The organism is Mucilaginibacter endophyticus (assembly GCF_003351025.1).
GTDB classification, from domain to species: Bacteria; Bacteroidota; Bacteroidia; order Sphingobacteriales; family Sphingobacteriaceae; genus Mucilaginibacter; species Mucilaginibacter endophyticus.
In genome coordinates this window covers 38,898-50,487 of sequence record NZ_QPCG01000011.1, presented here as the reverse complement: position 1 = coordinate 50,487, position 11,590 = coordinate 38,898, and the positions used below count along the sequence as shown (strand labels likewise).

Sequence of the window (11,590 nt, the reverse complement as noted above, 5' to 3'; positions counted from 1 at the left end):
ACCCATATGAAAAATCCATTCAGCAAAGCCGCGCGCTTAGCCGCCATCTTTATTTTTTCCCTCGCCTGCCTCTGCACCACGCCGGCCAAAGCCCAATTTCTCGGCGGCTTCTTCAGCCAGCAGGTCACGAAGAAAAAACTGATGGCAGAACAACTCGCCGCTTACCAGCTCTACCTGGGCGCGATTAAAACCGGTTACACCATCACCGATAAAGGCCTGACGGCAGCGCATGACCTGAAGAACGGCACATTTGTCCTGCATACTACTTATTTCAATGCTTTGCAGCAGGTTGCGCCCGTGGTGAAAAACGACCAAAAAAGCCGCGCCACCGACAGCCTGTACCAGCAGATCCGTTCGCTTTTTGCGAACGAAAAACAATGGCAGGCCAAACAAAAACTGCTTAATCCAAAAGAACTGCAATATCTCGATCAGGTGAGCACCGGACTGCTTGCCAAATGTAAAACGGATATGGACGAACTGACCGATGTGCTCACACCCGGCAAATTGCAATTGAACGATGCCCAACGACTGGACCGGCTGGATAAAAGCTATGAACGCATGAAGGACAAACATGACTTTGCAGCTTACTTCACGGCCAAATGCCGCAAACTGGCGCTCCATCGACAGCAGCAGCAAAAAGAACGCGAACAAATGAAAAGGCTTTACGGCCTACAATAACCAAAACAAAGGTGAAAGGAGATCTTGAAAGCGATGAAAAAGTTAATTTTTACCATCCTGCTGACGGCAGGGCTCTGCGGTATGCTGCCGCAGCCAAGCAAAGCGCAATCCGTCGAAGATTGCATCCAGCAACTCATACTCGACTATGAAAAACTGGCCAGCCTGAAAAATATCCTCAGCCAGATGTACCAAGGCTACGCGGTTTTGTCCAAAGGTTATAACGCCGTAAAAGGCGTTGCGCAGGGCAACTTCAGCCTGCACCAGGTATTCCTGGACGGCCTTTACCTGGTCAGCCCAACCGTGCGCAAGTACCCCCGCATTACGGATATCATCAGCGATCAAACCAGGCTCGTCGGCGTGTACCGGCAGGTTTCCGGCTCATTCAGCCGGAGCGGCCGCTTCAAGCCCGCTGAACTGGCTTATATGATGAAAGTCTACAATAACCTCATCAGCGCCAGCCTGCAAAACCTCGATAACCTGGCCATGATCGTCACGGACAGCCAGCTGCGGATGAGCGATGCCGAACGGCTCAGGGCCATCGACCGGCTATACCTCGAAAGCCATAACCAGCTCACGTACCTGCGGCGGTTCAACGACCAGGCATCCGCCATGGCGAAACAACGGGCGTTGACCGAACAGGACAGACAGGCGCTCCAATCTATTTACGGCTTTAAACCCTGATCCCATGAAAAAGAAACTATTAACGGTTGCCGCATTGGCAACGCTGGCTGCGCTTTGCCCATTACGTTCCCATGCCGAAGGCGTCGCCGACGAGCTGCACAGCCTGCAGGGCATGCTCAGCCAGCTTTACGACCAGATGATTCCGCTTTGCAGCGATATGATCGGCGTCGCCCGCGCCATCGGCGGTTTCGCCGCCCTGTGGTATATCGCCGCGCGTGTCTGGAAACACCTCGCCGCAGCCGAACCCGTCGATTATTACCCCCTGCTGCGCCCATTCGCCATCGGCTTTTGCGTCGCCTTTTTCCCGCTGGTGCTCCGCCTGATGAACGGCGTACTGCAACCGGTAGTGACCGCGACGGAAAATATGGTCACCAATTCCAACCAGGCCATCGGGCAGATGCTCAGCGAACAACCGCAGGCCGACAATGAGCAAACGCCCGACGAACTCAATTCCGACCCGGACAAATGGTACCAGTACAGCCACCCCGACGGCACCGATGCAAGCGCGGGCAACCCCATTTCGGATGCCTTTTCCGGCTGGAGCATGAAGAACTGGGCACGTAAATTCCTCTACGAAGTCCTGAATGTCCTCTTCCAGTCAGCCGCCCTTTGCCTTGACACGATCCGCACATTTAAACTCATCGTACTGGCCATCCTCGGCCCGCTCTGCTTCGGGCTGAGCATCTTCGACGGCTTCCAGCATACCCTGAAGCAATGGATCGCACGTTACGTCAACGTATTCATGTGGCTGCCCGTCGCCAACATCTTCGGCGCCATCATTGCCAAAATCCAGGTCAATATGCTGCTGGCCATCCAAAGCGGGAACCTCGGCGGTAACGAATTCGGTAATACCAGCACGGCATACCTGATCTTCCTGCTGATCGGTATCCTCGGTTACTTCACCGTACCCGGCATTGCCAACTACATCATGAACGTCGGCGGGCACGCCCTCTTCAACAAAACCTCCGCGATGGCTTCGATGGCCGTTTCCTGGTTCAGCGGCTCCATCATGCGGAACGCTTTTGCCGGCAACAGCCAGGTCAACAACCAGCAAAGCAACAGCAAACAAACTCAAGACAATAATTACAACACGGAAAAGCTGAAAGGCTCGTCCCCAAAATCCCAATAGCCATGTTCAAGAAACTCAAAAACCTGGAAACGGCCTTCCAGCACGTGCGTATTTTCAGCATCGTCATCGTCCTGCTGGCCTTTGCCACCGTCTGCTTGATGGCCTGGCTCCTGAAATCCGAATCCGTCGACCTGCAAAAAAAGGTTTACGTCCTTTCCGGCAATACCGCCTGGTCAGCCAAAGCCGTCGAACGCAGCGAGTACCTGCCCCTCACCGCCCGCGGCCATGTCCGTGCCTTCCACGAGCTGTTCTTTACGCTCGACCCCGACGAAAAGGTCAACAAGCGGAACCTTTCCCGCGCCCTCTACCTCGCGGATAACTCCGCCCGCAAAGTCTACGACAGCCTTTCGGTCAGCGGCTATTACGCCAATATCATCGCCGGCAACATCAGCCAGCGCCTCAACGTCGACAGCGTACAGGTCGATACCCGCGCCAGTCCTTACCATTTCCGGTGCTACGCCACCCTGCGCATCATACGGTCTACCAGCCAAGTCGCGCAAAGCCTCATCACCGAAGGCGACCTTCGCGAAGTCGAACGCAGCGACAATAACCTCCTTGGCTTCCTCATCGAGCACTGGACCACCATAGAAAACAAAGTTTTAACCATCAGCAATCATTAACATGGAAACCAAAAACCCTTTAAAACTGCAACGCCAGCGCAAAGCGCTGCTGGTCATGCCGCTTGTTATTTTTTGCCTGAGCACCGTATGCTTCTGGGCCTTCGGCGGCGGCAAAGGCCCGGAGCCGCAAACCGGGGCCCGGCACAACCTCCAGTACAAAATACCATCCGCCTTACTGGGCGGCGATCCGGACGGCGACAAAATGAGCTTTTACGACCGCGCCCGCGCCGACTCCGATAAACAAGCCCAACTGCGCAAGACAGACCCTTTTTTCAAACGCGGCGCGGACAGCGGAACTTTAGCGCCGCCGGATAACAGCTTTTCTTTTCCCCCCCGCCAAGCCACTTATTTTGTCGACCAGGCTGCCGGGAATAACGATGACCCTGCGGCCAATGCCGCCAGGATCAGCCAGCGCCTAAGCCGGTTACAATCGGTGATCAACAAACCGCCTGCGCCGGCGGCTGCCGCCATACCTGAACGAACGGTTTACAGCCATCAGGATTCCATGGGGTATCCTGCGACCGTAAGCGAAGACCCTGAACTGAAACAAATGAACGGCCTGCTGGAAAAAATCCTGGATATCCAGCATCCGGAGCGCCTGAAGGAAAAAACACCGGAGGTAGCCGTAAATACTGCACCGGAACAATTCCAGGCGATCCCCGCGGTGGTCGAGGGCAACCAAAAGATCGTGCAGGGAACAGTGATCCGCATGCGCCTGCTGGACTCGGTAAGGCTGAACGGGCAACTCTTCGCCAAAGGGCAGCTGATCTATGGCAGCGGCGACCTCTACAACCAGCGGGTAAAGATCAATATCAAACTGATCCATGCAGGGCTAAACATTATCCCGGTCGACCTGACGGTGTATGACCGGACGGATGGCCTGGAAGGCATCAGTGTGCCGGAAGCCGTAACCGCTGAAGCACTACGCGACGGTGCCGTCAGTGGGCTGCAGTCCATGGATATGATGAGCCTCGACCCATCAGTGACGGCGCAGCTGACGACGGCGGGGATCAATACCGCCAAAGGGCTTTTCTCCAAAAAGGTCAAACGCGTGAAAGGAAAACTAAAGGACGGGCACGAACTGCTGCTGCGCGATAACAAGACCGTTCGGGGCGGGCATTAATCTTTTGACTATGGAATTAACGGATCACGAAGCGGTTGCCCATTTTTTATCCGAGGCAGCGGAGCAACAATGGAACTGGGTGGCCTTTGACCGGGTTCAGGATCAACCTGTATTTCGTGGTTATGTTTCCGCCGGTGAAGCCTCAGCATTCTGTGCAGCATCGAATAATGTATTTGATTATGTCATGCAGGATTTTATCGAGGCCGATTATGCCTTTCTTCCGGTGGCCAATCTGGCGGCAAGTTTTGTGCAAAAACCGGTATCCACCGAGGTAAACCTGCCGGATGTTGTGCAGCAACTATCCGGGCTTCAAGTGGAGCTGCAACCTTTTTGGAAAATGGACGACCTCAGGCTTTACCTGCAACAGGAATTGTTCTTCCCCGTGCAATGGCGACAGGATATCGAGCCGGATAAAGAAGTGAAGCGCTTTCTGGTGATCGAACATACCCATCCGGGGCACCATATTTATGAGATCGGGCACAAAGTGAATATTTTAAAATATTTCGAGCGCCAGGAAGACGGAGAAAATTTCCTGCGCGAAAAAGCCAAAACACTGGCGGTGGATAAAAAGCCGGCCGATCTGATCCTGGCGAGGGAATACCGCGGGCGCTTCCTAAAGCTGGATCTGGATGGTTACCCGGAACAACACTGCGGTATCGGCCTGCTCAGTGTTCATTCCAACCGGGATGGCAGGCTGCAATTCTCAACGCCCCACTCACTCTACCGTCCGCTGACCATCGAGCAAACGCTCTATGCACGGTTCGACCGTCGCAGTTGTACCATTTGGCTGCATGATGACCAGCTCAAACGGACAGACCCGAGACTTTTAGCTACCTCAACCTATCCGACCTATTTTATCAAAGAAATATTAACCATTAAAAATATAAGTATTATGAATCAGGCAAGTTTTGAATACAACAGGGATCAACTCCATTACATGGGTTTCGGCGAAGACATCGCTAAGGTTTTAAATACCAAAATGGAACAGAACCTGACGGAGTTTACACTGGACCATACACGCAAGTTCGGAAAAGATGAACTGCATTCGGTGCTGTATTTTTCGAAAGGCGATGATGCTGCTAAAGACCTTACCTTTTTTAACCGTTTTACTTCGACGCTGAAGAAAGAGGGCATGGAAGACCTCTCACAGACTTTCTTTATCGGGCCCAAATTTAACTACACACTCCAGGAACGCTACAATATGATGGACGGTCGTGCGGTTTACCGGGAACAACCAGTTTTGGAAAAGAAAGAAATCGATGGTAAATTGAAAATGGTGCCGACCGGTGACACCTACTGGGCCTGGCGGGCGCTTAACTTCAAGGAAGCGGATCAGCACGGGAACTTTCTACCAAAAATGATCCGCTGGCATGACCAGGGGAAGGTATTGGAAAAATTCCCGATTGTCGGTGCGGAAGAAAAATACATGCAGGAGCGTTTACTGGCGCAATTGCAAAAAGGCAACCAGGTCGAAGTTAACGTATTGCAGGACGGGCTGGAGACAAAAGCTAAAATGGTCGCGAATGCCCCGATGATGCGCATCGACTTTTATGATGAGAACGGCCAAAAGCTGGATATCAAACCGGTGAACAGGCAGGGCTTTGAGCAAAGCCAGAAATCTGATTTATCACCGCAGGAAGTTCAACGGGCAGCTATGGCTAAAGTAACACAAGCCAAAGATGGCGCGCCGGCTGCGGACCAGGGAATACCGGCTGCTCAGCAAGCGGCAGCTGAACAAAAACAGGAACCTGCTCCGCAGCGCAAGCAAGCTGTAAAAATTTGAGTATGGAGTTGTACAGGCCTTTATGGGTATTCTTTGAACGGGTCGGCAACGATCCCCGGATCTGTATTGCCCATATCGGCCTTTTTGCTACGCTCTTGCAGTTGTGGCAAAGCGGTGGCTTTCCGGATCATATCGAGGCTTATAGTTACGAGGTGATGGAGGTGGCCCGGATTTCCTCGCGGGCTACCTATCATCGCTGTATCCGTGACCTGCATGACTTTGGTTATTTACAGTATTTCCCCTCTTTCAATAAGAAGAGGCGCAGTAAAATCATTCTTGTTCCCCGGGATCTGCCTGTTTGCAAAAGATAAACAGTAACTGTAGGAAATTAAAAATCATAATGTCAGAATATACACCATGATGAGAACCATGGCACATCAAATTATTAAACATCGCAAAGATTTCAGGTAGTATGAGTTATCGTAAACATATCCTGTATCTATTTGACGCCGGATATACCTTATCAATACCATCATTCAAAAGAAATTGATGCAACAAGATTAAATATTACATAGACCATGAATGTAGAGATTATTACCAAAGAAGATCTGCAGGCTTTCAGGCTGCAATTACTTCATGATATCAATGCTTTGTTAAACACAAAAAAAGATATACAAAAAGAATGGCTCAAAGGTGCTGAAGTCAGGCAACTGTTAAAAGTATCACCCGGCACATTGCAAAATCTCCGGACGGGAGGCAGATTATCTTACTCCAAGGTTGGGGGAACTTATTATTATCGTCATCAGGACATCATCAAATTATTGGAAAGCAGCAGGGAGGCATTTCGCTAGTATGTCTGCTACTCAACATTTATCCCGTTTATTTCACTGCTTCAGCGAAGACACCCGGATTACCGCCTGGCACCTGAGTCTCTATATGGCGATGTACTTTTTATGGCAGTCCAACGGTATCAAAAAATCTGTAAATATTTCCCGAAGGAAACTTATGAAGTTATCTCGTATTCAAAGTAATATTACTTATCACAAATGTATTAGCCAGCTTCAGGAGTATGGTTATATCAGGTACACACCATCTTACCACCCGCTCCTCGGCAGCCGCGTGGAACTGTTGCTCATTCCATAACCATGAACTTGTCCGCTGACTCAACCTGTTAAACTTTATCCGCCATGCGATCGCCGTGACGGTTATTCCATTCGCCGTTATTTTGTTGGTAACGTTTTAAGACTTTGATCCGCATTGATTTGCACGCATAAACCTGTTAGTGTCAATGCGTACCTGAAAACATTAAACACCAGGTCTACGATATTCACCGGGATATGATAAAGCGCAAATAACTGATCATTGCTCCTAACTTAAAGACTGGTTACTCGGCGGACGACCCTTGCCTGGAAAAATGCTGGTGCCGACATTCCAGGAACATAATCGTCAGAATGTTGCCCTTATTGGCAAAGAATATGCAAAAGGGACAATTGATGGGTATGAGACAAGTTTGAAACATACACAGGCGTTTCTGCAATGGAATATAACTCCTCGGATATTGATATCCGGGCAATCGACCACGAGTTTAACATGGCCGATGATTTTTATCTACGTTCGGAAAGGAATTGTATTAATAATTAAAGGGTTAAATATCTAAAGAAGTTTAAAAGATAATACTCATTTTTAAAGCAAACGGAAGGCTTGACAAAGATCCGTTTGTCAAATACCAACCCGAAGTTAAAGAGGTTAAACTCGATTTCTTAAATGCCGAAGAACTGGAGTTGATGGCAAATAAGAAACTTGTCAGCGACTGGGTATCACAAGTAAGGGATATTTTTCTTTTCAGCTGCTACACAGGCTTAGCTGATGCAGACGTGAAGAAGTTAAAACGTTCAGAAATCGTAACCGGGGGATCGACGGACAGGAATTGGTTTACGCAAGCCGTCAGAAAACAGATACTTTTTCCCGAATCCCTTTACTTCCCCGAGCAATGGAATTAATGGCAAAATATGAAGATAATCCGCAATGCGTAAATGATGATTTATTGCTTCCAGTATTGAGCAATCGAAAGATGAATAGGTATCTAAAGGAAATAGGGGATGCCTGCGGAACTCGATCCCGTTGGTCAAAAGAAACTTATTTTTGTCGGCATAACTCACAACATACGCGTATCGAATCATGGTTGTAATGTGATTCGACAAACATTTGGTTTTTATATTGCAAACATTTTGACACAAGAATCCTTTAGATTATTTTATGAGAAGAATTTTCTATTTACTCTTATTTTCTTGTTCGACCTTTACGGTGTTTGCTCAGGAAAGCACACCTGATACTTCGCGGAAAATCAATATTGCGGACACCCTTAAGAAAGATATTTTGACAGCACCGGATACCGTAAGGCACCTGCACAGTAAATCTATAGCGCTAATTCCACCTGCTGTATTGATTGCTTATGGCGCAAGTTCATTCGCCATCCATCCATTGCGACGATTGGATCGTTACATATACAAGGAAGCAGGCGAGCATAATTTCGCAACCAGGAGCCATATTGAGAATTACCTGCAATATGCTCCCCCGATTTTAGTGTATGGGTTGAATATAGCGGGAATCCATGGCAAAAACACTTTTATAGATCGCACTTTGATTTACGTCATGGCCCAGGGTATGTTAAATATCAGCACCTTTACATTGAAAAAAGTAACGCATAGGTTACGGCCAGATAATAGTGATTATAACTCATTCCCCTCTGGCCATACCGGCAATGCCTTTGCCGGGGCCGAATTTATGTCGCAGGAACTGGGTGATAATTCAGCTGCCTATAGTGTCATTGGATATGCATTCGCGACCACTACAGGGGTTTTCAGGATCTATCATAAAGATCATTGGTTTAGTGACGTGATAGCGGGGGCAGGCTTTGGCATCTTATCTACAAAAGCAGCATACCTGTTATATCCTTATATCCGAAATAACCTATTTAAAGCAGGTCGCGAAAAGGAGAAAAACAGAAATCTTCCTAAAGAATTCCAAAAAAAGAAAAACGAAGGCAGCAGTTCTGTATTATTGCCATCACTCAACAATGGAGCATTAGGCCTGCATTTTGCTATGTCTTTGTAGCTGAAGATTAAAAACCAAAAATGGTTCAGTAAGCTTTCAACATGTTTTCTTAACTTATTAAACGAATCTTCCCGGCATTGTAAAATTTGATACGGACTTTGAAAAGTCCCATCTATTCAATGACATGTTATTTTAGAGGATACGAATTTCTACAACGCTTCTTCTGCATACATTTACAATCTTATTTTGAAGGCAGGCTTGTTAAATTAAATCGGCAAAGAATTCCTTGATATCGATATCAAGCACATTAAGCAGCACCAACATATCTTCTAAAAGAAAATCTGATACCCCGTCCTCTATAACGATAATTGTTTCAATCGGGATGCCGGTTCGTTCAGCAAGCTGCGCTACCGTAAGCGAGCGATATGCCCGCTCAAGTGCAAATTTACGCCCGGTTTTGATTCTAAGTTCGCGCGCCCTGGCTTTATCATCCATAAGGTCAAAGGTTTTGGATAAAGATACGCCGATCCGCCATTCTACAACGAATGGTTGTAGAAAAATAACCGCCACATGGCGAAAAGCGGACTCTTTTAATTCAGGTTAAAACAAAAGCCGGGGATTAACCCGGCTTAACATTTGATTTACTGAATGAAGATTAGGCGTAATGGCAATGCCATAAACCATCAGTAATACATCCTAAATTATGAAATGTTTTATCTATTAAAAAATAGTACCTCAGCAGTTATAAGATCAGCAACCTTACAAAAGGCCGGAAATTCCGGCCTTTTGTAACCTATCTTCTATTTGTTAGATGTTGTCTACGCAACAGATTTGAAACGCTGTATATAACGTTTTATTTGATGAAATTTCAGCGAAATGTATCTTATTGCCAAACTTCTTCCAGCAGACGTAATGCAAGAATATTACTGACATCAAGCCAATCCTGTAGTCGTTTATCGGTACATACCCAATTAGAACCCGCCGCATCACGTATAAAGATAAAATAGCGTGTTTCGTCCGGCAGGTATACGAAATGAGGTGTCCACAGCCCTGGTTCTCTACCAGTTGCTATGACAATAACATCAATAAGTTTATCATGGTCCGAAGGTAAAATAGTCCGGGCCGTAAGGAATGCGCGTTGCAAGTCGGAAATCATGCCGAAAGATAAAAAATCTTTAACTTTCAACCATCACCCATCCGATGAATTGGTTATCAAAATTCATGGGCTCACTTTGACTTATCGCTGTTTTAATTTTCCAACATCCCTTGCTGGCAAAGTTTAGAAATATCCGTTTCAAGTATCATTGCATTTTGAAAGAAGCGTTCAATAGTTAATATACCCTGACCCAGCCCCACCTTACTGTACGCATTTTGGCTAACTCCAAGCTTCGCGGCCAAGAATCCCTGCGAATACCCTTTTTGTTCGCGAATGATGCGCATATTCTTAATTATTATTTTACCCGTTCTTGTACTGACTGTTCCCTGTGTTATTGAATTACTGATTTTCCTAATATCAATATGAAGTGTAATCCAACGTATACAATTTAAGGCCTGGTTTACCCCTATAAGGAATAATGCTAACGAAAAGTAAAGCGCGATTATTTTACGCATTGTGAGGAGCCTATTACACACTTACAAAACGTAAAAATCAATTCATGATTTATTCATGGGCTTCCTGAACACCAGCTTAATGCCGTTTTGCCAATGCTTTGCTAACGTAATGACGCTCAAAAAGTGAATCATATAAATCAATACCTTGAACTTCTGATTATTCATATACGGACTTTTGATATTTATTGTACGCATCGAATTAAAAAAAGGTTGCGGTCACTCCGGCAAGGTTATTTATTGCGGGTAATTTCGGTCGAAATTAGAATCGAAGTTGAGAAAAAACTTAAGCGGAGAGACTTATTAAAGGATAATGAAGACGGTTGGCATACCAGCGTATTGCTGCGTGTAATGGTGACATATCTTCATACTCATAACGGATCGCCCGAAACACGAGCGAACGCACTCCGATTACCGCGAAAAGTACCAGATCGTCGTCCATAGGGGAATAATCGTATTTCTCTATCACGACAAGCCGGCAATCCAGTTCAGGAACTATGATGACATCCATCCCATGGCTTGCTACTAGATGGTAGGTACTTGTTTCCATAAAATATGGTATGCAAAGACTGTTCCATTGTCCGAACATAGAAGATAAATTAAAGTTATTTTTCACCTGCAATTCCCTCATTATTATAACCAATATTATATTGCTCTAACATTTGTGATGCTCAGCTTATAAAGTGCAACGGGAATGAATGATGGGCAGCAGATCAGGTACGACGGAATTTAACGCAAGAAAATAACAATTTGTTTCATCGCGTGCAGCGTATGATATTGTTTACCAGTCTCTTTTAAACTTATATCACGATACTACCCTTGCTGATTGCTTTGAGATGGTGATTGCGCACAACAGCTTTGGCCTTCCTTGTATTCGTTTAAAACAACAAGCAGAAGTCGTTTTGCCTATATAAGTCCAGAGCGTCGCGCTGCCCCTGTTTAAAGAATGCCTGGCTGTTTTTGCATTGTAAATC

The 11,590-nt window shown here is 46.9% G+C and carries 12 protein-coding genes; 9 read left to right on the top strand and 3 right to left on the bottom strand.

Annotated elements, in window-relative coordinates; genetic code table 11:
• Positions 1 to 6: 6 nt before the first annotated feature.
• From DUL71_RS29315 to DUL71_RS29260, 9 genes are all read left to right on the top strand, one after another.
• Positions 7 to 678, top strand: a complete 672-nt coding sequence (locus DUL71_RS29315) for a hypothetical protein (protein ID WP_114941375.1) — start codon at positions 7 to 9, stop codon at positions 676 to 678.
• A 33-nt stretch (positions 679 to 711) separates the two neighbouring features.
• Positions 712 to 1,359: a TerB family tellurite resistance protein gene (locus tag DUL71_RS29310; RefSeq protein WP_114941374.1), complete on the top strand. Its 648-nt coding sequence runs from the start codon at positions 712 to 714 to the stop codon at positions 1,357 to 1,359.
• A gap of 4 nt (positions 1,360 to 1,363) precedes the next feature.
• Positions 1,364 to 2,488 (top strand): conjugative transposon protein TraJ, encoded by a 1,125-nt coding sequence (gene traJ / locus DUL71_RS29305; RefSeq protein WP_114941373.1) that lies wholly within the window; start codon positions 1,364 to 1,366, stop codon positions 2,486 to 2,488.
• Between the two features lie 2 nt (positions 2,489 to 2,490).
• Positions 2,491 to 3,108 (top strand): conjugative transposon protein TraK, encoded by a 618-nt coding sequence (traK, locus tag DUL71_RS29300; protein WP_114941372.1) that lies wholly within the window; start codon positions 2,491 to 2,493, stop codon positions 3,106 to 3,108.
• 1 nt (position 3,109) lies between these two features.
• Entirely contained in the window at positions 3,110 to 4,231 is a 1,122-nt protein-coding gene (locus tag DUL71_RS29295) for a conjugative transposon protein TraM (RefSeq protein ID WP_114941371.1), read from the top strand.
• Positions 4,232 to 4,241: 10 nt separating this feature from the next.
• Positions 4,242 to 6,014, top strand: a complete 1,773-nt coding sequence (locus DUL71_RS29290; RefSeq protein ID WP_114941370.1) for a hypothetical protein — start codon at positions 4,242 to 4,244, stop codon at positions 6,012 to 6,014.
• 2 nt (positions 6,015 to 6,016) lie between these two features.
• A complete protein-coding gene (locus tag DUL71_RS32225; RefSeq protein WP_244228868.1) occupies positions 6,017 to 6,325 on the top strand; it encodes a hypothetical protein in 309 nt (102 codons plus the stop codon).
• Positions 6,326 to 6,532: 207 nt separating this feature from the next.
• A complete protein-coding gene (locus DUL71_RS29280; RefSeq protein ID WP_114941369.1) occupies positions 6,533 to 6,805 on the top strand; it encodes a helix-turn-helix domain-containing protein in 273 nt (90 codons plus the stop codon).
• 1,405 nt (positions 6,806 to 8,210) lie between these two features.
• The gene (locus DUL71_RS29260) at positions 8,211 to 9,068 is read left to right on the top strand and encodes a phosphatase PAP2 family protein (protein ID WP_114941365.1); all 858 of its coding nucleotides are present in this window, start codon (positions 8,211 to 8,213) and stop codon (positions 9,066 to 9,068) included.
• 201 nt (positions 9,069 to 9,269) lie between these two features.
• Here the strand turns inward: DUL71_RS29260 and DUL71_RS29255 are convergent, their stop codons facing one another.
• The 3 genes from DUL71_RS29255 to DUL71_RS29245 all read right to left on the bottom strand — a co-directional run bounded on the left by DUL71_RS29255 (position 9,270) and on the right by DUL71_RS29245 (position 10,619).
• The gene (locus tag DUL71_RS29255; protein WP_154402510.1) at positions 9,270 to 9,503 is read right to left on the bottom strand and encodes a helix-turn-helix domain-containing protein; all 234 of its coding nucleotides are present in this window, start codon (positions 9,501 to 9,503) and stop codon (positions 9,270 to 9,272) included.
• Positions 9,504 to 9,891: 388 nt separating this feature from the next.
• Entirely contained in the window at positions 9,892 to 10,194 is a 303-nt protein-coding gene (locus tag DUL71_RS29250; RefSeq protein ID WP_114941363.1) for a hypothetical protein, read from the bottom strand.
• 62 nt (positions 10,195 to 10,256) lie between these two features.
• Positions 10,257 to 10,619 (bottom strand): helix-turn-helix domain-containing protein, encoded by a 363-nt coding sequence (locus tag DUL71_RS29245; RefSeq protein ID WP_114941362.1) that lies wholly within the window; start codon positions 10,617 to 10,619, stop codon positions 10,257 to 10,259.
• Positions 10,620 to 11,590: the final 971 nt, after the last annotated feature.

Excerpts from the sequence above, each read along its gene's own strand:
- DUL71_RS32225 (WP_244228868.1), top strand. The coding sequence starts at position 6,017 with ATGGAGTTGTACAGGCCTTTATGGGTATTCTTTGAACGGGTCGGCAAC.
- DUL71_RS29280 (WP_114941369.1), top strand. The coding sequence starts at position 6,533 with ATGAATGTAGAGATTATTACCAAAGAAGATCTGCAGGCTTTCAGGCTG.
- DUL71_RS29295 (WP_114941371.1), top strand. The coding sequence starts at position 3,110 with ATGGAAACCAAAAACCCTTTAAAACTGCAACGCCAGCGCAAAGCGCTG.
- DUL71_RS29290 (WP_114941370.1), top strand. The coding sequence starts at position 4,242 with ATGGAATTAACGGATCACGAAGCGGTTGCCCATTTTTTATCCGAGGCA.
- DUL71_RS29245 (WP_114941362.1), bottom strand. The coding sequence starts at position 10,619 with ATGCGTAAAATAATCGCGCTTTACTTTTCGTTAGCATTATTCCTTATA.
- DUL71_RS29315 (WP_114941375.1), top strand. The coding sequence starts at position 7 with ATGAAAAATCCATTCAGCAAAGCCGCGCGCTTAGCCGCCATCTTTATT.
- traK (WP_114941372.1), top strand. The coding sequence starts at position 2,491 with ATGTTCAAGAAACTCAAAAACCTGGAAACGGCCTTCCAGCACGTGCGT.
- DUL71_RS29310 (WP_114941374.1), top strand. The coding sequence starts at position 712 with ATGAAAAAGTTAATTTTTACCATCCTGCTGACGGCAGGGCTCTGCGGT.
- DUL71_RS29260 (WP_114941365.1), top strand. The coding sequence starts at position 8,211 with ATGAGAAGAATTTTCTATTTACTCTTATTTTCTTGTTCGACCTTTACG.
- DUL71_RS29255 (WP_154402510.1), bottom strand. The coding sequence starts at position 9,503 with ATGGATGATAAAGCCAGGGCGCGCGAACTTAGAATCAAAACCGGGCGT.
- traJ (WP_114941373.1), top strand. The coding sequence starts at position 1,364 with ATGAAAAAGAAACTATTAACGGTTGCCGCATTGGCAACGCTGGCTGCG.